The sequence below is a fragment of the Zhongshania aquimaris genome (genome assembly GCF_019312595.1).
Classification (GTDB): domain Bacteria; phylum Pseudomonadota; class Gammaproteobacteria; order Pseudomonadales; family Spongiibacteraceae; genus Spongiibacter; species Spongiibacter aquimaris.
Window position 1 is genome coordinate 582113 of record NZ_JAHWDQ010000003.1, and the last position, 21385, is coordinate 603497.

A 21385-nucleotide genomic window follows, 5' to 3' on the forward strand; every position below is an offset into this window, starting at 1 on the left:
GATCTGCTTGCTACAGGGAGACCTACGATAAAGGCCAACTTAGCAAACATTTGCAGCCATGCCAGCTTGAGCTTTCGCTTAGACTGGCATGGTATCGGTTAATCCTGAGGATATACCGCGTATTCCACACCGGCCATCTGCTCTAGAATTCGATGTACCTGACAGCTGTAACCAAACTCATTGTCATACCAGCAGTACAACACTGCGCTTTTGCCGTTTACGATCGTCGCCTCACTGTCAAATACGCAGGCATGGCGAGAACCGACAAAATCACTAGATACAACTTCTGGAGAATTAGAGTAATCAATTTGCTTACGCAGCGGCGAATGCAGTGCCACACGACGCATAAACTCGTTCAACTCTTCAGTTGTGGTCTCAGTTTTCAAGTTCAGTTTTAAAATAGCTAATGAAACATTGGGTGTCGGTACGCGAATGGCATTACCGCTGAGCTTGCCCAATAATTGCGGAAGCACTTTACCCACTGCTTTCGCTGCACCAGTTTCAGAGATAACCATATTCAATGGTGCACTCCGACCACGACGATCACCCTTGTGGTAATTGTCGATCAAGTTTTGGTCGTTGGTATAAGAGTGCACGGTCTCTACATGACCACCCTCAACACCGAATTTATCATCCAACACTTTGAGCGGCGGCGCGATCGCGTTAGTTGTGCAGCTCGCGGCAGAAATAATGGTGTCTGTCGGAAGTATCTCGTGGCTATTTACGCCGTGAACGATATTTTTCATATCACCTTTACCCGGCGCAGTCAAAATAACTTTTGAAATACCAGGACAGGCCAAGTGTACTGACAAACCCTCTGAGTCACGCCACTTACCCGTATTATCAACGAGAATGGCATCGTTGATGCCATATTGGGTGTAATCCACCTCAGACGGGGAGTTAGAGTAAATAACCTTAACCTCAACACCATTAGCAACAAACGACTGACGATCTTCGTCAACACGAATAGTCCCGTTAAATGGGCCGTGCACCGAATCGCGGCGCAGCAAGCTAACGCGCTTAACTAGATCGTTTTCAGCACCACCGTGACGAACAACAACCGCCTTAAGGCGCAGGTTTTCACCACCGCCCGCTTTCTCTATTAAGAGGCGCGCCACTAGGCGACCAATACGACCGAAACCATACAAGACAACATCGCGAGCCGGGCGAACAGGCTCCTTAGCGCCGCCAATCAAGCCTGCGACTTGGCTGCGAACAAACTCTTCTACAGATTGACCTGCTGGCTTACCGGTTTCTTCGTAAGCAACCGCGATACGGCCAGCGTCGATATGCGCTGTACCCAAGTCCAAGGTAGCCAATGCCTGAATGACAGGAAAGGTTTCAAATTCAGATAGTTCGTTTTGCTCTACCTGACGCACAAAGCGGTGCGCTTGCATAATATCTAGAACCGAAAGGTTAACCAGATTCTTTCCATAGATGTAGGTCTTAACGTTATTGGTGCGGTACAACTTACCAATCAGGGGAATCATCCCCTCTGCTAATGCTTCACGTTCTTTCCAGTCGGCGAAGTAATCATCAGGACGCTCACGTCTTCTTTCAGTCACGGCAGATACCCTTTGCTTACGGGGGGAGAAATTGAGCGCGTATTATCTTTATTACTGCCCCTGAGTTCAACTGCCGAAGCGCCGCGAAGCAATGTAATAACTACCATTTGCAGGTTACAATGCCCTGCTGACCCGCTGAAGAAGTCGAATTTTGCCTGTGATCGAATTACCATCCATCGTAAAACCACCCAAAGGTGGCGCCCTTCACTGGGGCCAAATCCCCATTGCCAGCCACGGCTTACTGGCCGCAGAGCTAGCAAGCTCGCTCGATGCGCCGGTTTTACTACTCACAGCAGATACCGCCTCGGCTTACCAGCTAGAACAAAACATGCAATTTTTCGCAGAGGGGCTGCCGGTAAAATTGCTGCCCGACTGGGAAACGCTGCCCTACGATAATTTTTCTCCCCATGAAGACATTGTTTCGGAACGCCTGCGGACTCTAAGCGAACTTACTACCATGCGACGCGGCATTTTGGTGGCGCCGATCAGCACATTAATGCAACGCATTGCTCCACCGGACTACGTCAGCAAGCACAGCTTGATTCTCAATGTCGGTCAAACCCTCGACATTGACAACTTCCGCCAACAATTAGAAAAAAGCGGCTACCGCCACGTCGACACCGTCTACCAACACGGGGAGTACGCCAGTCGCGGTGCGATTATCGATATTTTCCCGATGGGTAGCGAATCACCTTACCGCATAGACTTGCTCGACGACGAAATCGACAGTCTGCGCAGCTTCGACCCTGAAACACAACGCGGCATTGAGTCGGTCAAGCACATCAACTTGTTGCCAGGCAAAGAATTACCACTAGATGAAGACGGCATCACCCTCTTTCGCCGCAATTGGCACGAGCGTTTTAATGTTGACCACCGCAAATGCCCTATCTACCAAGATGTCAGCGACGGTATTGCTCCAGCTGGCATCGAGTACTACCTGCCCTTGTTTTTTGAGCAAACCGGCACCCTCTTCGACTATCTCCCCGCCAATAGCTGGCTGCTTAGCAGCGCGGGCATAGAAGGCGCTGCCGAACATTATTGGCAAGACATACAGCAGCGCTACGAGCAGCGCATAGGCGATATACGGCGACCGGTACTGCCACCCGCCACCGTATTCCAAACTGTGCCTGAAATTTTTTCAAGACTAAAAGACTATCCACGCGTGACCATTAGCGAGGCAACACTGCCGGATTCCGCAGGCAGCTATAATTTTGCCATCGACTCCTCGCCGCCACTCAACATCGACAGCAAACAAGACGACCCAATCGCCGCGCTAAGAGAATACTGCCGCGACCGCCGCGTTCTATTTTGCGCAGAATCAGCCGGCCGGCGCGAAGCACTGATCGACTTATTGACCAGACATAAGCTCAAACCTAAGCCGGTCAGCGGTTGGCGTGAATTTACGACGGGTAGCGACAGCATTAATATCACTGTCGCGCCACTTGACGAAGGCATTTCGGGCAGCGCCACCAACCCCTTTGCGCTGATTGCCGAATCCCAGCTATTCGGCAAGCGAGTATCGCAAAGTCGGCGTCGCAAAAAGGCCAGTAACACTGCAGAAAATGTGGTTAAAAATCTGGCGGAATTGCGAGTTGGCGCACCGGTTGTTCACGCCGACCACGGTGTCGGTCGCTATTTGGGCCTGCAAACTTTAAATATCGACAATCAAGCCAATGAGTTTTTAAGCCTTGAATACGCCGATGGCGCCAAATTATATGTGCCAGTGACATCACTACAGCTGATTAGTCGCTATAGCGGCGCTGATGACGAGCTCGCCCCGCTACATCGCTTAGGCACCGACCAATGGAGCAAAGCAAAGCGCAAAGCTGCCGAGAAAATTAGAGACGTGGCCGCCGAACTGCTCGATATTTACGCGCGCCGAGAGGCCCGCCAAGGGCGCTCGTTCGAGCTGAGCGACGAGGACTACTACGAATTTGCCAACGCCTTCCCCTTTGAAGAAACGCCGGATCAACAAACCGCCATCGAAGCCGTTATCGCTGATTTAAAATCGATCAAACCCATGGACAGATTGGTGTGTGGCGACGTGGGCTTTGGTAAAACCGAAGTCGCCGTGCGGGCCGCCTTTGTCGCCGTGCAAAATAATACCCAGGTTGCCATTCTGGTTCCTACCACCCTCCTGGCCCAGCAGCACTTTGAATCATTCCGCGATCGCTTCGCCGAACTGCCCGTAAATATCGAAGTGCTATCGCGGTTTCGCAGTGCCGCAGAACAGAAAGCGGTTATCGCCGACCTTGCGGCAGGCAAAGTCGATATATTGATTGGCACCCACAAGTTGCTCGGCAACGATATTGTCTACAAAAATCTCGGCCTAGTGATCATCGATGAAGAACATCGCTTTGGTGTTCGTCAGAAAGAAGCGCTCAAAAATATTCGCGCAGAAGTCGATGTACTTACCCTCACTGCCACCCCCATTCCCCGCACCCTGAATATGTCGATGGCGGGCATTCGCGACTTATCGATTATTGCCACACCACCGGCACGCCGGCTGTCGGTAAAAACCTTTGTGCGAGAGTCAGATCCGGCCCTTATCAAGGAATCTATCCTGCGGGAAATATTGCGCGGCGGTCAGGTGTATTACCTGCACAATGAAGTCAAAACCATTGAGAAAGTCGCACGGGAATTACAAGAAATGATTCCCGAGCTACGCATCGGCATTGGCCACGGCCAAATGCGAGAGCGCGAACTCGAACAAGTCATGAGCGACTTTTACCACAAACGCCACAATGTATTGGTGTGCTCGACTATTATAGAAACCGGCATCGACGTACCCAATGCCAACACCATTATTATTGATCGCGCTGACAAATTTGGCTTAGCACAGCTGCATCAATTGCGCGGGCGAGTCGGTCGCTCTCACCACCAAGCCTATGCCTACTTATTAACCCCGCCCGCCAAACAATTAACTGGCGATGCCGAGAAGCGCTTAACGGCAATTAGCGAAGCCGATGATCTTGGTGCGGGCTTTACACTTGCCACCCAAGACATGGAAATCCGCGGTGCCGGCGAGCTACTGGGTGAAGGCCAAAGCGGGCAGATACACACCATTGGCTTTACCTTATACATGGACATGCTCGACCGCGCAGTGCGAGCCATTAAAGTCGGCAAGAAAATTAACTTAGAAAATAGCGACGAAGACCATATAGAAGTTAACTTGCGACTACCCGCACTGATACCCGACGACTATCTGCCAGATGTGCAAAGCCGACTCATGCTGTATAAACGTATTGCCGGCGCGACCAGCAGTAACGCCCTTAGAGAGCTGCAAGTAGAAATGATAGACCGTTTTGGCCTGCTGCCCAATCAGGTGAAAAACTTATTCCGCTGCGGCGAACTGCGACTGCAGGCGGTTGAGCTAGGCCTAAGTAAAATAGAAGCATCCGCCGGTGGCGGTCGTATAGAGTTTGCCGAAAACACCCGCGTAGAACCGCTAAGTTTGGTTAAAATGGTACAGTCAGCACCAGCGACATATCAGCTCGACGGCGCAACCGCCCTTAAATTTAAACACGCTATGGAAGAGCCCCAGCAACGTTTCGATTTTATCGAAACCTTATTGGCAAAACTGGCACCAAGTCGCTAGAACTGAGATAGTCTTCCCTGAAAAAGTAGATCGTCACCGAGTGACAAGAAAACAGAGACATTGCGATTATGACCACACCTTCTCGACGCCACATTGACTGCCGCCCTTTGCGCGCATTACTGGCCGTTTTTGTGCTCACCTTCAGTGGCGTCGCACTAAGTCAAAATGACAATCGCTTCCACATCGACCTCGTCGTATTTGCCAATAATGAACAAGCTAGCCTTTACGAAGAAGACTGGCCAGACAATCTCCACCTGCGTTACCCGCGCAACTGGACTCGTATCTCCAGCAGCGCAAGCTCTCCGCAAAAAGTCGACTATATGGATCCAGAGTTTGCCCAAACTCTGCGGTCGCTGCGTCTCTCTTCCCGCTACAAGCTGCTACTGCAAACAAGCTGGCAGCAAGATTTGACCGCACGTAAAAAATCACCTGCGATACTCATCCACGGCGGCAAACAAAGCGGCAATCACTACGAGCTTGAGGGCTATATTCGCGTCGCAGTTGAACGCTATCTACACCTGGATACCAACTTGTGGCTGAGCAGCTTTGGCAATCGCGGAGGAAACTATTACCTACCCCGCCAGCCCTTGAGCTTTGATGAACCTGAAGAAGAGTCCGGATTTGTCGATGAAAGTTTTGAATCGAGCCCTGAGTACGCGGAATTTTTAAAACAGAATCCCGGTTACTCGCCACAAAGGAGTCAAACGCAAGCCCAGAGTGGCGACTCGCCAATCGACCGCATTGTGGTGATGAAGCAAGAAAGGCGGATGCGCAGCAACGAGCTGCATTTTATCGATCACCCGCGCTTTGGCGTCATTATTAAAGTCTCTAAGATAAGTACTGAGCAAGCTAGCGGTGAGGAAAACGCGGCTCAATAGGCCGCGATACAATGCGCTAGAATGGATTTTACCTGCAGCATGCCGGTATCAATGACAGTCTGAATATCTTCCATGGTAATGATGTTATCGCTCAAGCCAGCACCTGGATTTACCACCAGCGCCACAGAAGCGTACTCGATGCCCGCCTCTCGCGCCAAACTTGCCTCAGGCATCGCCGTCATACCCACAATGTCGTTACCATCGCGCGCCAAACGACTGATCTCGGCAGCGGTCTCTAAACGCGGCCCTTGGGTCACGGCGTACACACCATAATCTTCAAATGCGATATCCGCATCCACTGCGGCGTTGGCCAATCGCGAGCGCAAATCCTGACTATAGGGATAACTGAAATCGATGTGCTCTACCTTGCCATTACTGCCGTCGAAAAAGGTGTGCTCACGTCCCCATGTGTAATCATTGATTTGATTGGGAATGGCAATAACTCCCGTTACGAATCGCTCGCTAATACCACCCACTGCATTCACTGATACCAAGGCATCAACTCCTGCTTGCTTTAAGGCCGCTATATTTGCACGATAATTAATCGCGTGCGGTGGAATTTGGTGACCCTTGCCGTGGCGAGCCAAAAACAAAAACTCCGCCCCCTCGTAACGAATACGCTGCAGCAAAGCGCTAGGAGCGCCGTACTCCGTCTCCACCGCTGTTTCGTCAAGCACTTCGGCACCCGGCCAATCACACAAACCTGTGCCACCGATTACCGCAATTGTTTTACTCATTAACTTGCTCCGTGTTGCGCTCTTGCGCGCGTTCAATGGAAATAGGATCGAGCTTCACGGTGGTCGTTGGGAATGCCACATCAGCACCCACACCGTGGATGATATCGAGAATCTTCAGCAAGACATCTTGCTTGATCTCGTGATATTCAACCCATTTTGTCGTTTTGGTAAAGGTGTAAATAAAGAAATCCAAAGACGAGGCATTGTATTGGTTAAAATTAACAATCAGCGTCCGGCCTAAATCAATGTCCGCGTGATCCTCGAGCATGGCTCGCACCTGGGTAATAATTTCAGGTAGCACTGCCGCATCTTGATAGCGCACGCCGATCGTTTCATGAATTCGACGATTCAACATTCGCGAGGGGTTTTCTACTGAAATTTGCGAAAAGGTAGCATTTGGCACATAGAGCGGGCGCTGATCAAAGGTACGAATACGCGTTTGCCGCCAACCGATATTCTCAACCGTGCCCTCTATATTCTTATCTGGTGAACGCACCCAGTCTCCCACAGAAAAAGGGCGATCTAAATACACCATCAATCCGCCAAAAAAATTCGCCAGCAAATCTTTTGCAGCAAAACCAACCGCGATGCCGCCTATCCCACCAAACGCAAGCACACCGGAAATACTATATCCGAGGTTTTGTAACACCATTAGTGACGCCACAATAATAACCGCAGATCGCACCAGCTTACCCAGTGCCATTACCGTCGTTTGATCGATCGGCTCGTCCTTTGTAGTGTACTCATCAGACAGCAACCGTCTCTCAACCTGTCTAACCAAAGACACCAAGAACCACGCCAGAATCACCACGACACCCACCGCACGCAGGGAATCCAAGGCCGAAAACACCTCGGCGTCAGTGGATTCGCCAATGACCTCCAGCACGTGGCTACCGCCCACAGCCCAGATCATAAGAAGTGCAGGACGCCTGGAGGCCTCTAGCAAAGCGTCATCCCAAAGATTATGAGTTTTTTCAAACTTCTTAGCGAGATGCGCAACTAATCGCCCCAAAATCAAGTTTAGGGCCAATAAAATAAGTACCAGCACAAACACTTCGCCCAGCCAGGGGTATTCTTCTGGCTGAAAACTTGTCCACCACTGCTCCAGCATTGGGGCATCCTCACTACGCTGCTATACAATTTCATTTCTAAACAACACGCGCTTAGACAAATGAACCATAAAAATCAAATAAGAAACTGCAAAATTGCATCAGAAAATTCAGCTATGCGCCTGAATCTAAAGCTAATTATATTGAAGACTGAGAAAGAACCCCAGCGCGACACCAAACTAGCCGTGAAAAATACCTACTAGACAGCGATTTGTTAAGTGTTAGTTTGGGAATCGTATATCAACGGAGGCAAAAATCATGGCGACTATAAGACCCCAAGTTGGTTATTGGTACAAGGATATTGAGTCCGGCCAATTATTTGAAGTCGTCGCTGTCGACGACGATAGCGACTCAGTGGAAGCCCAACTAATCGATGGTGAACTATGCCAATACGATTTGGACAGCTGGGATCAACTCAATTTAGATATCGTCGAAGAACCGGAAGATTGGCGAAACGCCTTTGAACTAAGCGACGATGATTACCGTTTTCTAGATGACACCATGGTACCGGAAAGTTGGAATCCCTTGTCTGAGATCGAATCAGATATCGTTAACGGCATCACCGACGAATACTAGTATCGCCGGGATCGTCGCAGACCATGCCTCCAGCTTACATCCTCCTTTTTTAACCTGCTGCTGCAGGTTTTTTTCTTATAACTACCCTCCTATTTGCTAATTCCACAAAAGCTATTGCCATCCAAACAATACTGTATATAATGACAGTTACTGTATAAGTAACCAGATGCCAAATTTATGGAAAAGCTGACCGCCAGACAAAGTGAAGTTCTGCAATTGATTAAAGATCATATTGGCGAAACTGGCTACCCGCCGACTCGGGCAGACATCGCCAGAGAACTTGGTTTCAAGTCACCCAATGCTGCGGAAGAACATCTCAAAGCGCTGGCACGCAAGGGCGCAATAGAGATCATCGCCGGTGCTTCGCGCGGTATTCGCCTGCCAGAAAGTTTAGGCTTGCCCATCATTGGCCGAGTTGCAGCAGGTAATCCCATTCTCGCCGAAGCCCATATTGAAGATTACTGCGACATGCCCGGCTCTATTTTCTCGCCCAGTGCGGATTACTTTCTCCGTGTAAAAGGCGACAGCATGATCAATGCAGGCATCTTTGACGACGACCTACTCGCGGTGCATCGCACAACGAATGTGCGCAATGGTCAAATCGTGGTTGCGCGGATTGGCGACGAAGTCACAGTTAAACGCTTTCAACAGCAAAAAAGTAAGTTCCACATATCACTGATTGCTGAAAACCCAGATTACGCACCGATTGACGTAGATTTACGAGAGCAGGAATTTGCGATCGAAGGTTTAAGTGTCGGTGTTTTGCGGCGCGGGAGTTAATACTATGACTTGTCTAGAACAAATGCCTCTACATTACACCCCCGCTACCGAAACTAGCGGCGGCCAAGTTACCGAGATCACTATGCGCAGCGACGCACACTTATCTCGCCCCATGCTTGCGGCCATGATGATTGAATTAAGCAGTAATGCTGATCAGCGCTGGTTGTGCTGGGTTGCAGACCGACCTTTAAAGCCACTGCTAAACGCAGACAGCCATCTACAGGGTCAAAAAATTCTACAGGTGGTGTCTAATAGCAAGCGTGATTTAAGCGAAATTGGGGTTAGAGCGCTGGAGCGCGGTAAAAGTCACACCGTCGCCATTATGCTTGAGAGACCGCTGAGAGATGATGAAAGACAGGCCTTAGAAGCGGCTGCCCTCGCCGGATCTGCGGAGTGCCTTGTTATCTTTATGCAGTCTTAAGAGCCGAGACCTTTGCTGAAACCTTTAATGGACGATCTTAGTATCTGACTGTAGATCGTCTTCATCATCAATATCATCCTCGTCCACAAAGCCGTCGTCACCCGCTGACATCGCGGCAGCTTCGATGCCTGCTTGTACCATAGCGCGCGCAACATCTAGCACCGAGCCCACAATATGCTCGCGGGTCTCTTTTGAGAATTTGATCGTCACCAAGGGGTTTTCATCACCTTCTGATCGCTGTAAGACAATATCTCCATTGGCAAGCTCGACGAGTTCTAAATATGACAGCACTAAAATATCCTTGATATTACCACGCCAACGCGGCGCTTTTGTTCACTCTATTGTAGCAAATCCGCCCAGCCTGACGCCAACCGCATCAATATTCCATTAAGGTGGCACGGTGCCGTGCGATCACCGATTTCAATTCAGCAAGGCACTCTGCAAAATCTAACTCAATGCGCTCCAAGCGAGTTGCATCGCTGGCAATAAGTCCCGATGGTGACGAACCTACGGTTTGCAAGAACGGATAATCGACTAATGACTTTAGCCAAGGGGAATGAACTTCGCGATCAGCCAATTCCAAAATCTCTGGGGGAAGCTCCGCTAAAGTAAATGACCTAGCGTTAAAATGCCCCGCTGGCACGCGCAAGCCAAACTTAGGCTGTTGCTCAAGGAGGTCCGCCAAGTGGCACTGGTAGGCCAATAAAAGCTGCCAAATCAGTGATTCAGCAGTGGCGCGATGAAAATGGCCGCCCCACTCTGACTTGTCTGTCGTCTCTAGTTGCGTGAGATATTGTTCGGCAAAATAAATATGTAGATTACTCTGCCCGCGAAAACTTTCTTTCATTATTACTCCAGCCCGTTGAGCCCAAGCATCGCCGCTAACATTTTATTTAGCGGCCTTGGCTTTTTTAGCTGCTTTTTCACGCACAACCCACTTACCATTTTCATAGAAAGCGGCCCAACCAGATGGCTTGCCATCCACTTCGGTCTGCACATACTGCTCTTTAGTTTTGCGGCTGTAGCGAATAACCGTGTCGTTCCCTTGTTTGTCTTTCACCGGCGCATCGAAAAGAAATGCGTATTTCTCATCGACAAGATCACGAACCGGTAAAATCTCTTTTACCAGCGGCGCACGGGTTTCACGATTGCGCGGGAAACCACTGGCGGCAAGAAATAGACCGGACGCGCCATCGCGCAAAATATAGTGGTCGTCAACCTTCTCACACTTCAGGTCCGGCATCGGTACAGGGTCCATTTTCGGTGGCGCTGCTTCGCCACTGCGCAGCAATTTACGCGTGTTTTTGCACTCCTCGCCGGTACAGCCAAAATATTTCCCAAAGCGCCCGGTTTTTAATTGCATATCGGCACCGCACTTATCGCACTCGATCAGCGGTCCCTCATAGCCCTTAACTTTAAAGCTTCCCTCTTCAATTTCGTGGCCTGAACAATCGGGGTTATTACCGCAAATATGCAGCTTGCGCGAGGCGTCAATGACATAGCTATCCATCGCGGTATTACACAATTTACAGCGTTTTTTACTGCGCAGTAATTTAGATTCCGCTTCGTCGTCATCGTTGTCGATACTGACAAAATCATCGCCAGACACTAAGTTTATAGTCTGTTTGCATCGCTCCTTCGGGGGCAGTGCATAACCTGAACAACCTAAGAACACACCGGTACTCGCGGTGCGAATTTGCATATCGCGACCGCAATTCGGGCACGGAATATCAGTGCCAGTCGGCGTGTTTTGACGCATTCCCGCGTCACTGGCCTCAGCGGCTTCAAGCGTCTTGCGAAAATCGACGTAGAATTCATTGAGCAGCAATTTCCAGTTCTTATCGCCAGAAGCTACCGCATCCAGCAACTCTTCCATACGCGCAGTGAAGCTGTAATCGAGAAGATTACTAAAGCTTTCGACTAAGCGGTCGGTGACGATATCACCCATTTTTTCCGCATAAAAACGCCGATTTTCAACTTTTACGTAACCGCGATCTTGGATAGTCGAAATGATAGACGCATAGGTGGATGGGCGACCGATGCCGCGTTTTTCCAATTCTTTTACCAGCGCAGCCTCAGAGTAGCGCGGCGATGGCTTGGTGAAGTGTTGCGTCGGATCGACCTTCAGAAGCTCGAGCTTTTCACCCACTTTCACATCGGGCAACTCTTGATCATCTTCTTTTTTTGCAACGCCCGGCGGCTGCACCTTCATAAAACCGTCAAAACGCACTACTCGGCCGCGGGTGCGAAGCTCAAAATCGCCAGCAGCCACGGTGATCGACGTGCTCGTAAAGTCGGCTGAAGCCATCTGGCACGCCACAAACTGGCGCCAAATTAGGGTGTATAGGCGTTCAGCATCACGTTCCATCCCCGCCAATTGGGTCGGTTCAACGTTAACGTCCGACGGACGAATCGCCTCATGCGCTTCCTGCGCACCTTCTTTACTAGAATACGACCGCGGCGCGTCAGGTAAATACGCTTTAGCAAAATTGGACGAAATATAATCGCGACACGCCGTTACGGCATCCGCACTTAAATTGGTCGAGTCGGTACGCATATAGGTGATGTAACCAGCCTCATAGAGACGCTGTGCCATCATCATGGTCTTCTTAACCCCGAAGCCCAGGCGGGTACTTGCAGCCTGTTGTAGCGTCGACGTTATGTATGGGGCGCCGGGGTGGCTCTTGGTTGGTTTGTCCTCGCGGGCGCTAACCTTGTACTCAACATTTTTTAGCGCCGCCGCTGCGGCCATGGCATCGGTTTCATTGTCTGGTCTAAACGCTTCACCAGCCTGTTTTTTAACTTCCAGACGCAATTTACCCGCTGGCGCGGCGTTGTCAGTGTGAATCTGCCAAAACTCATCCGGAATAAACGCGCGGATTTCCTTTTCACGATCCACAATTAAGCGCACCGCAACTGACTGAACACGACCAGCAGACAGGCCGCGTGCAATTTTTGCCCACAGCAATGGCGACACCATATAGCCAACAACGCGGTCTAGGAAGCGCCTAGCCTGCTGCGCATTAACACGATCAATATCAAGTTCGGTTGGTTTTTCAAACGCGGCCTGAATCGCCTTCTTGGTAATCTCGTTAAAGACCACCCGTTTGTAGCGACTATCATCGCCACCAATTGACTCGCGTAAATGCCACGCAATTGCCTCTCCCTCGCGATCCAAATCCGTTGCGAGATAGATAGTGTCGGCATTCTCGGCCAATTTTTTCAGTTCATTAACAACCTTTTCCTTGCCCGGTAATATTTCGTAGCGCGCCTTCCAATCGTTATCAGGGTCAATGCCCATACGTCCAACCAATTGCTCACGAGCCTTGGTCTTCTTATGAATCTCTTTCTCTTCTGGTGACATTTTGCGTGTCAACGCCGCCGCCTTGGCACGCTGCTTGGCATCGACCGGGCTCGCCTTGCTGCTGCCGCTAGTTGGTAAATCGCGGATATGGCCAATACTGGACTTCACGATGTAATCGTTGCCCAAATACTTGTTAATGGTCTTCGCTTTTGCCGGCGACTCCACAATAACTAAAGATTTGCCCATATTATCCTTCTGCAATTTACGTAAACGTGTGACGCCTTAACGGCGAGAGGCGACATATATAAGTGTTCATTTCGTCAGGGTCAAGGGCGGCGTAACATCATCAGCCCTGCCATCAAGCTATAAAATCGATCCATCAGCGGGGCTAAGAAACTCAAATCTACGCTGCAGTTTTCCTTCAAATTCAATAACTTCAGTGAACATAGCGAGGGGTCTAACCCAAAGTGCAGCCTCGCCATATAAAGGTCGATAAACGACAACTAATTCTTCCGTCTCACTGTGGGTAGCCACCTCGTAGACATAATATTCGCCACCTTTATAGTGTCGGTAGCGGCCTGGCGAGACACTTTGTTGATCTGGCCTAGTCATTCTGAACTCACTCCGGTTTCGAGATGCGCCTCTTCGACAATGGCGTTGAGCACCTGCGCTATATTTTTCACTACATTTAAGTCTGCATGGTTTTCACGCCAATAAATATTGAGACCAAGTGGCGTTAATTCAAGCATGCTGGCATCTCTTGGCAGTAACGGACTATGTTTTTCAATCAACGCTAGCATTGCGGGGTCTAGAGAAACCGGGTCGTCGTCGCCCTCAGGCACATCGATTAACCAGTACTTCCAAGGCGTTAGCGGCTTTTTAGTGTGTAAAAAGCGGGTGTAACAGACGCCAAACACATCCTCCTCACGACGAACTTTAGCGCGCCGCGTCTTAGGCATTGCCACTACTTTTACTGACAAGCCCAAGGTACGAGCACTCGCGCGTATTTCCGCCTGCTGGGTCTGGCGCCGAGACGGCAGAATCCACATGATAGGCGCCAGCATGAACCCAATAACCACAACTGCTATTAACCACGCCATTAGGCGGCTCCCGAGACTTCACTGGACAGATGGCAGGCTTTATACCTTAATAGCGAGGTACATTGCGACCACAAAAGGAGAATGCTATGCCAAATTATCAGCGCATCCTTGCAGCGATTGATTTATCAGATGAAACCAACGCAGTGTTGACGCGCGCTAAAGCCATGGCGACTAGCGACGGCGCTGAACTACACCTCGTTCATGTGGTAGAACCATTGAACCTCGCCTACGGCGGCGATATTCCCATGGATTTTTCCAGCGTACAGGAGCAACTGCAAACCCAAGCAGAGGAGTCACTCCACCAATACGCCAAGCGAGCCAACATTCCCACTAATCGATGTCACCTCTTAAGTGGCCGACCCGATTCCCAAGTCCATGAACTTTGCGATAGCTTGAACGCGGATCTCATTATCGTTGGCAGTCACGGCCGCAAAGGTCTAGCGCTATTACTTGGCTCAACCGCCAACGGCGTATTACACGGCGCCAAATGCGATGTGCTGGCGGTGCGAGTTGGCTAATTACTCTGCCAACTCCATCCACCGCTCCATACACTCATCGAGCTCCAGCTGAACACGACTTAATTGATCGAGAACTTGGGTGACTTTTGCCGCATCCTGTTGATAAAAAGCAGGATCACCTGTTATTTCACCCAAGTCAGCAATTTTTGCCTCTAAGGTTTCAATCTTGGCGGGCAGCCCATCTAACTCCCGTTGATCCTTATAGCTGAGCTTTTTCACTTTGGCGGCGGGCTTTGATTCAGTCACCGCTGCTGCCGCTGCCGTATTTTTACTGGCTGCCGCCGCTTTCTGTTGAGCTGCGCTGCGCGCCACGTAATTCGAGACCTCGGTATAGCCCCCCACGTGCTCACTGATTTGACCGTTACCTTCAAACAGCAAACAACTACTGGCAACACTATCTACAAAGGATCGATCGTGACTGACCAGCAATACCGTGCCACTGAACTCAACTAATAAACTCTCTAGTAGTTCAAGGGTTTCCATATCGAGGTCGTTGGTTGGCTCATCCATTACCAATACGTTCGCGGGCTGACTAAACAAGCACGCCAGCTGCACCCGCGCACGCTCTCCCCCCGACAAAACCCCGAAATGACTGCGGGCGCGCTCGGGAGTGAACAAGAAATCACCAAGGTAGCTCATGATATGGCGATCTTTGCCGTTAATAGTGACCGCATCGCGGCCCTGGCCAACAATATCCACCACCCGTTTATCTTCGTCCAAGCGATCGCGAAGCTGATCAAAGTAAGCGACTTGCAGCTTGGTTCCCGCTTTCACCGTACCGCTCTGGGGCTCGAGCTCGCCAAGAATCAAACGCAGCAAGGTTGTTTTACCAGCACCGTTTGGGCCGATAAGTGCTAATTTGTCACCGCGACAAATCAATAGTGAAAGATTGTCGACCAGTAATTTACCCGGTACTTCAAAGCGAACATCAGTGAGCTCAGCGACAACCTTGCCGGTTTTATCACCCTGATTCACGCTCAGACTAGCCGAACCGGTGAGGTTACGGCGCTGCGACCGCTCATTGCGCATCTTTTCCAGCGCGCGAACACGGCCCTCATTGCGGGTGCGGCGCGCTTTAATTCCCTGCCGAATCCATACCTCTTCCTGCGCCAAACGCTTGTCGAACAGCGCATTTTGCTCGGCCTCAACCTCTAAGGCGTGCTCCCTCAGCTCCAAGTAACGGACGTAATTGGTATCGTAATTAGTCAGAATGCCGCGATCTAATTCAATAATGCGGGTCGCCAGTTTTTCAATCAGCGCCCGGTCGTGAGTCACAAACAACACACAGCCCTGAAACGACATAACGCACTGTTCCAGCCACAAAATGCCGTCTAAATCCAAATGGTTGGTAGGTTCGTCCAACAGCAATATATCGGGCTCACAAACCAGCGCCCGCGCCAGTGCAACGCGGCGACGCCAGCCACCCGACAGACTGCAAACCGTCGCGTCGGCATCTAACTCAAGTCGAGAGAGGATATTTTCGATGCGCTGTTGAAATAGCCAACCGTCGTTTACCTCAATCTCACGCTGTAATTTTTCAAGTTCAATTAATTCATCGTCGCCCATTTCGCCGATAATCAGCTCATGATAGCGACGTAGTATTTTGCCTAACCCCGCCAAACCATCCGCCACGACGTCATAAATCGTTTCTTCCGGCGACGCAAAATCCAAGGTTTGCTCCATCCTTGCAATTTTCACTCCCGGTTGGCGCCAAATGTCCCCGGAGTCTACCGTGGTATTGCCGTCGACAATGCGCAGCAAGGTCGACTTTCCGCAGCCATTACGCCCCAGTAAACAAACACGATCGCCAGCTTCTAATTGTAATTCTGCATTATCCAAGACAATCTGTTGTCCAATACTGTGCTGTAATTGTGTGGCGCGTAACAAAGGCATATATTTGATCCAATGTGTAACCAGCTTTAAGCTGGTTAATCTCAATGTTGGCTAACTTCTTAGGAAATTCACGATGTTTTGCAAGGCTGTAGGGAAATGAATCGCCTCTTATTACTGGTTTTACTATTAACAACGTCAGCAGTTCAGGTGTTTGCCGAGCCTAGCCTAGACGAAAGCCGGCGATTATACCGCGAAGCCCTCAACGAAATCAGCCGCGGGAGGCTTATCAATGCGGAAAAGCTGGTTCCAAAGCTAAATAATTATCCACTGCTACCTTATCTTGAACTGGAATTGATCAAAGCACAGATCAATGAGATTTCGCCGCAAACCATCGACGTCTATCTCCAACAATACGGCGATACCATTGTCGGGCAGCGAATTCGTATCTCGTGGCTCAATAAATTACTGCGCAGCCGCGATTGGGCACAGTTTGTTAGCTACTACCAAAGGAACTCATCGGTCGCCACGAGTTGCTATTACGCCTACGCCCTGCGGCAAATTGGCGATCATTACAAAGCTGACAAGGCCATTGCGGAGTTATGGTTAACACCCTCATCGCTGCCAAAGGAGTGCGACACCCCCATTAAACAGTGGATGGCCCGCCTCAATACCAGTGAAAAAGAAGATCAATATTGGCTGCGCGCCGAACTCGCGCTCAGAAAAGGGCAAACCGATATGGCCCGCTATTTACTGGGCAAAATTGCCAACTCAGAACCCTATGTCGACTTACTTCAACGTCCAGAACGCCTCTACCAGCTAGGTATGAAGCTGCCCGTTAATGAACATAGCCGCGAAGTAGCTGTTCACGCACTAAAACAACTTGCACGTGGCGACTTTGAGCGCACCAATACCCTGTGGCATCAACTTGATCGTCACCTCAATTTTAGCGCAACTCAGAATTACGCACTGCGCGATAGTATGGCGCGGCAAATTATTGCCAGTGATGCAGACTATACCCGCGACTGGATAACGGCAAACGACCCCAATTACGAAGACCCGTACCTAACAGAGTGGCGTATTCGCCTCGCTTTAAAAGATCTGGACTGGCCTGAAGTACAAAGAACCGTTCAATTTTTACCGGCAGAAATGCGCGAAAAAGCCGACTGGCGCTATTGGTGGGCAAGAGCTGATATCGAGTTAAAAGGTGAGCTGAGTGTTAGCACCCAGCTTATTCTTCAACAAATTGCGGCAGAGCGCGGCTATTACAGCTTTTTAGCGGCAGACATTCTCAACGAAGAATACCAATTAACAGCGGTACGAACCTTAGACCCAGCGCTCATAGGCGAAATTGAGCAGCACGAGGCGATCAATCGCGCTCGCGAACTCTATTTACTAGGAGAGAATTTTACTGCCAGCTTAGAGTGGAATTACGGCATGCGCAGTCTCAACAAACCTGAGCAAGTAGCTGCCGCACAACTCGCCCTAAACTGGGGCTGGTCGCACCAATCCATTATGACGGCGATACGCGCGGGTGAATGGAATGACCTAACCCTGCGCTTTCCCACGCCTTATAAATCCACCTTCAAGACAATCGCCAAACGCGAGAATATTGAACTGAAATGGCTTTACGCGATTGCCCGCCAAGAAAGTGCCTTTGCACCCAGCGCCAACTCACCCGTTGGCGCGCGGGGTATTATGCAATTAATGCCCGGCACCGCACGCCTTGTTGCCCGTCAAATGGGCATATCGCAGCCACGTACTGAAGATTTAGTCACACCTGAAAAGAACATTGCGATGGGCGGGTTTTATCTAGGCCAGCTTTTAGAGCAATTTGGCGGCAACCGAATACTCGCAACCGCAGCCTATAATGCTGGCCCTACGCGTGTAGAGCGGGTGTTGCTGCGCCAAACTGAGGAGCTGCCCGCCGATATATGGATTGAAAATCTTCCCTATGGCGAAACCCGCGAATACATAAAGAACGTGCTGGCATTTAGCGTTATTTATGCTGAAAAGCTAAAACTAGATCGCCCTTTGCTGGCCAGTCACGAGCGCAAAATTAGCGCCGCCAACGCGGTGACTGCGCAGAAAAACTAAGGTGAATAGCTCGGGGGCAACGCGCCCCTGAGCCATCACCCAAAGACCAATGCCTTGAGACCTTAAAATTCTAAAAGCGCTACCGTCTGCCCAAGACCTATCTCACCCTCGCCGTGATGTATGAGGTTCTGACCAAAATACACCTCTCCATTTTTACTGCGCTCAGCCCGCAACATTTTAAAAACATCAGCTTCCCGCGCTGCACTTGCCAGATTAATCGTTGGAATGGCACAGCGCGCACAGGGCTTCACTAACTCAAACTCAAGCGCGCCAATACGAATACGCCGCCAAGCGTCCTCAGCGAATGCCTCAGCGCCAGATACAACAATATTGGGCCTGAAGCGCCGCATATCCAAGCTGCGGCCCAGTGCCGTACCCAGCGCCGCCAAAGAGGATTCATTGCACAGTAAGAAAGGGAATCCATCGGCAAAGCTCACCCGAGTACCTGTGGCCGCAAACTGGCGATCCACTTGGCGATGAGTGTTTTCGCTCATAAAACACAAACGCACCGACTGGCCGAGAATCTCGCTCAAAAACGCCGCGGCCTGATCACCCGCGTCCGTCGCCTCACACACATCAGACCACACCGAAACAGGGTAAGTGGCTTCTGCGACAGGTTCAGCGACCTCAATCGATATCGCTTTGTCGTTCAAAGACTGGATACGCACACCGTTTGCGGTATGTGATGCGGCAAGCAGACACATGCTCGGCAACTGCCGCTGGGTGAGAAAGCGTTTATTACTATCGACCACCATCCAGCGCCGGTCCAAATCTGGTCCCCAGCTATTTACCCTCATCTGCGACAGCGAAACACCTGCCATGGATTTAACCGGATACTGCCAAAGCGATGAGACGTGAAGCGACATTTTATTGCCCCTCTCCAACAAATTGGCGAATACGTAATTTATCAAAGGGCCAAGATAACTCCCGGCCATCGACTACGCATTTCAATAAGGGAATTTTTAAGGCATAGCGTTCGAGGGTATCGTCGTTATCCGCGATATCAATTAACTCAATCTGCCAATCAGTCTCGTCTACCAATATCTCTGCCAGCATCGCCTCGGCCAATTCGCAGAGATGACAAGCCGAGGTGCCATATAATTCCAGTTCTTGCATATGCTCTCCAACATCAGTGCACAGGCGCATAAAAATGTCGGTTTAGCGCGAGCATTGCAAGAATAATTTCGAAAAAATGGCCTCCAGCAGGGGTAATAATGAAACGTCAACAGACCCTAGGATAGAGGTCAAAATACGCGCAGGCAAATTCGCCAACACATTCTGACCAACACTTGCCTGAGCTAATCTGCGGCGGACAACAAAGCCTTTCCGCCGCCTAAGAACCAAGAAACAATAATCGAGCAACTTTCTAGAAAAAGCCCGCCATCGCGTAGGCTGTTTTCTGGAACATAGCATCCTGAGCCTCTGGCAATTCGAGATTAGCCTTATTGGCTGTCGTCACAACCCGAGTTCGGTAATCTTTGCGATCAGTGACTTCGGATACCCGCGACTGGCTAGAACCACCGTCAGAGACCTGGGCCCCAAGTTGTGTATCGCGTCGAACATAAACACCATCAGCCACCCGCTCTCTAATTGAAATATCGCAGACCAGCATATAAGTCACGTCCTTCACCAGAGCATTGGCAACCATCGACATGCCTGAGGCCGCGACGGCTCCCAAGGCAGCACCGCCCCAAATATGCCCCCGGTTAGCCCCTATCAACGCCCCACCGTCATCCTCAACTCCTCCACCGTCATCCTCAACTCGATTGAGGATCCATAAACCTCGGGCTTTGTAATACTTCACAATGCGCGAGGATTACGTCAGACGTCTGGCATCAGACCCTAAAGGCATTCCCCTGCGATCGGGGGTCGAGGATAACAACAACGGGAACCCGCACCATCGACTCAGCTAAGAGCGCGCATACCGCCCAAATAAAACCAGCGCCGCACTCGGCCACGACCAAGCGCAGCAAATTCCTTTGCTTTTCTCGCCCTACGAAACAACACACAGGCTGCACGCGATAACTTGCGATAATCGTCATTTTTCTACCTAAAAAATAACAATTTACTTTTTTACTCATAATATTAAGCGACTTGGCAGCTAAATACTGAGCTGTTACTCTCGGCGTTTTTGTCGCAACTCCGCAGGAGAAGATCATGAAACAACTATTAATAACATTACTTTTTAATCTAACCATTGCTTCATCTTCCAGCTGGGCGGCCGACTGTAATCCACCAACACAGCCCAACATGCCCGACGGTGACAAAGCCAGCATGGAAGAGATGCTAAAGGGAAAATCTGCCATTACGGACTATCAGAGGGAAAATGCCACATACCGCGATTGCGTGAGCGAGAAAATCGCCCAGGCGGTAGATGCAGTAAAATCTGCTAGCGACGAGAAAAGCGTAAACGAAGCCAAGGCCAACCATCAGCGCTGGACAGAATCTTACAACCAAGCTGTCAGCAACGAAGAACAAGTAGCGAAGAAATTCAACAACGCTCTGCACGCCTATAAAGCCGCCAACCCCAGCTAAAGGTGCTTTCCTGTCAAAATCCGAGGTCTATTACTTTTGGCAGGAAAATATTATTTTTTTAAGTTTCAAAATTATACAGCTGACGTGATTGCGGTATATTTTATATCGTAATCAGAGAATATTATTTTTCATAATATTAACTGCTTAATACGTTCTTCTGACCATAAGGCAGTTATTACACAGCACGCTAAACAGGGCTTAGCTTCGGAAGACATTTTCGCCGCCACCCTTAGCGAGCTTGCTATTCCGGCTCTCCCCCTACTCACGCGCCCTTATAACTAGCCAGCATCCCGCACACCGGACACATACGCACGGCGCTATCTAGTGCTTCCTCAAA

Annotated in this window: 21 protein-coding genes; 8 read left to right on the plus strand and 13 right to left on the minus strand. The window is 50.2% G+C overall.

The features are described 5' to 3' along the window. Positions 1-98: 98 nt before the first annotated feature. Positions 99-1565 carry a glyceraldehyde-3-phosphate dehydrogenase gene (locus KXJ70_RS14305; protein ID WP_219044180.1) on the minus strand — a complete coding sequence of 489 codons (1467 nt, stop codon included), beginning with the start codon at positions 1563-1565 and terminating at the stop codon, positions 99-101. Between the two features lie 157 nt (positions 1566-1722). Here KXJ70_RS14305 and mfd point away from each other — a divergent pair, with 157 nt between their 5' ends. Both mfd and KXJ70_RS14315 read left to right on the plus strand, forming a co-directional pair. Further along, on the plus strand, positions 1723-5163 hold the full coding sequence (gene mfd / locus KXJ70_RS14310) for a transcription-repair coupling factor (protein ID WP_219044181.1): 3441 nt from the start codon (positions 1723-1725) through the stop codon (positions 5161-5163). A gap of 68 nt (positions 5164-5231) precedes the next feature. Then, on the plus strand, positions 5232-6041 hold the full coding sequence (locus KXJ70_RS14315) for a CsiV family protein (RefSeq protein WP_219044182.1): 810 nt from the start codon (positions 5232-5234) through the stop codon (positions 6039-6041). On the opposite strand, the gene KXJ70_RS14320 is transcribed toward KXJ70_RS14315, so the two are convergent. Together KXJ70_RS14320 and KXJ70_RS14325 are read right to left on the minus strand one after the other, a co-directional pair. Further along, positions 6035-6778, minus strand: coding sequence for an S-methyl-5'-thioinosine phosphorylase (locus KXJ70_RS14320; protein ID WP_219044183.1), 744 nt, complete (start codon positions 6776-6778; stop codon positions 6035-6037). The two genes, KXJ70_RS14315 and KXJ70_RS14320, sit on opposite strands and share 7 nt — an antisense overlap. Then, positions 6771-7889, minus strand: coding sequence for a mechanosensitive ion channel family protein (locus KXJ70_RS14325; RefSeq protein ID WP_219044184.1), 1119 nt, complete (start codon positions 7887-7889; stop codon positions 6771-6773). The genes KXJ70_RS14320 and KXJ70_RS14325 overlap by 8 nt, the downstream gene beginning before the upstream one ends. A 256-nt stretch (positions 7890-8145) precedes the next feature. Between KXJ70_RS14325 and KXJ70_RS14330 the strand changes: the two genes are divergently transcribed. The 3 genes from KXJ70_RS14330 to KXJ70_RS14340 all read left to right on the plus strand — a co-directional run bounded on the left by KXJ70_RS14330 (position 8146) and on the right by KXJ70_RS14340 (position 9664). Next, a complete protein-coding gene (locus KXJ70_RS14330; RefSeq protein WP_255558468.1) occupies positions 8146-8463 on the plus strand; it encodes a DUF6763 family protein in 318 nt (105 codons plus the stop codon). A gap of 177 nt (positions 8464-8640) precedes the next feature. Further along, positions 8641-9243: a transcriptional repressor LexA gene (gene lexA / locus KXJ70_RS14335; RefSeq protein WP_219044185.1), complete on the plus strand. Its 603-nt coding sequence runs from the start codon at positions 8641-8643 to the stop codon at positions 9241-9243. A gap of 4 nt (positions 9244-9247) precedes the next feature. Beyond that, positions 9248-9664 (plus strand): SulA-like leucine-rich domain-containing protein, encoded by a 417-nt coding sequence (locus KXJ70_RS14340; RefSeq protein ID WP_219044186.1) that lies wholly within the window; start codon positions 9248-9250, stop codon positions 9662-9664. A gap of 24 nt (positions 9665-9688) precedes the next feature. On the opposite strand, the gene KXJ70_RS14345 is transcribed toward KXJ70_RS14340, so the two are convergent. The 5 genes from KXJ70_RS14345 to KXJ70_RS14365 all read right to left on the minus strand — a co-directional run bounded on the left by KXJ70_RS14345 (position 9689) and on the right by KXJ70_RS14365 (position 14068). Next, a complete protein-coding gene (locus KXJ70_RS14345; RefSeq protein ID WP_219044187.1) occupies positions 9689-9955 on the minus strand; it encodes a hypothetical protein in 267 nt (88 codons plus the stop codon). Positions 9956-10040: 85 nt separating this feature from the next. Continuing rightward, positions 10041-10511, minus strand: a complete 471-nt coding sequence (locus tag KXJ70_RS14350; RefSeq protein ID WP_219044188.1) for a hypothetical protein — start codon at positions 10509-10511, stop codon at positions 10041-10043. A 42-nt stretch (positions 10512-10553) separates the two neighbouring features. Continuing rightward, positions 10554-13214, minus strand: a complete 2661-nt coding sequence (gene topA / locus KXJ70_RS14355; protein ID WP_219044189.1) for a type I DNA topoisomerase — start codon at positions 13212-13214, stop codon at positions 10554-10556. A 117-nt stretch (positions 13215-13331) separates the two neighbouring features. Then, on the minus strand, positions 13332-13580 hold the full coding sequence (locus KXJ70_RS14360) for a DUF1653 domain-containing protein (RefSeq protein WP_219044190.1): 249 nt from the start codon (positions 13578-13580) through the stop codon (positions 13332-13334). Beyond that, positions 13577-14068, minus strand: coding sequence for a hypothetical protein (locus tag KXJ70_RS14365; RefSeq protein ID WP_219044191.1), 492 nt, complete (start codon positions 14066-14068; stop codon positions 13577-13579). Before KXJ70_RS14365 ends, KXJ70_RS14360 begins: the two co-directional genes overlap by 4 nt. 86 nt (positions 14069-14154) lie before the next feature. Here KXJ70_RS14365 and KXJ70_RS14370 point away from each other — a divergent pair, with 86 nt between their 5' ends. After that, on the plus strand, positions 14155-14586 hold the full coding sequence (locus tag KXJ70_RS14370; RefSeq protein WP_219044192.1) for a universal stress protein: 432 nt from the start codon (positions 14155-14157) through the stop codon (positions 14584-14586). Here the strand turns inward: KXJ70_RS14370 and KXJ70_RS14375 are convergent, their stop codons facing one another. Beyond that, entirely contained in the window at positions 14587-16479 is a 1893-nt protein-coding gene (locus KXJ70_RS14375) for an ATP-binding cassette domain-containing protein (protein ID WP_219044193.1), read from the minus strand. Between the two features lie 96 nt (positions 16480-16575). Here KXJ70_RS14375 and KXJ70_RS14380 point away from each other — a divergent pair, with 96 nt between their 5' ends. Next, a complete protein-coding gene (locus KXJ70_RS14380; protein WP_219044194.1) occupies positions 16576-18513 on the plus strand; it encodes a transglycosylase SLT domain-containing protein in 1938 nt (645 codons plus the stop codon). Positions 18514-18575: 62 nt separating this feature from the next. On the opposite strand, the gene KXJ70_RS14385 is transcribed toward KXJ70_RS14380, so the two are convergent. From KXJ70_RS14385 to KXJ70_RS14400, 4 genes are all read right to left on the minus strand, one after another. Beyond that, positions 18576-19379 (minus strand): MOSC domain-containing protein, encoded by an 804-nt coding sequence (locus KXJ70_RS14385; RefSeq protein ID WP_219044195.1) that lies wholly within the window; start codon positions 19377-19379, stop codon positions 18576-18578. Between the two features lies 1 nt (position 19380). Then, the gene (locus KXJ70_RS14390) at positions 19381-19629 is read right to left on the minus strand and encodes a glutaredoxin family protein (protein WP_219044196.1); all 249 of its coding nucleotides are present in this window, start codon (positions 19627-19629) and stop codon (positions 19381-19383) included. Between the two features lie 250 nt (positions 19630-19879). After that, positions 19880-20317 (minus strand): complement resistance protein TraT, encoded by a 438-nt coding sequence (traT, locus tag KXJ70_RS14395; RefSeq protein WP_219044197.1) that lies wholly within the window; start codon positions 20315-20317, stop codon positions 19880-19882. Between the two features lie 31 nt (positions 20318-20348). Continuing rightward, positions 20349-20555, minus strand: coding sequence for a hypothetical protein (locus tag KXJ70_RS14400; RefSeq protein WP_219044198.1), 207 nt, complete (start codon positions 20553-20555; stop codon positions 20349-20351). A gap of 115 nt (positions 20556-20670) precedes the next feature. Here KXJ70_RS14400 and KXJ70_RS14405 point away from each other — a divergent pair, with 115 nt between their 5' ends. After that, a complete protein-coding gene (locus KXJ70_RS14405) occupies positions 20671-21048 on the plus strand; it encodes a hypothetical protein (protein ID WP_219044199.1) in 378 nt (125 codons plus the stop codon). Positions 21049-21385: the final 337 nt, after the last annotated feature.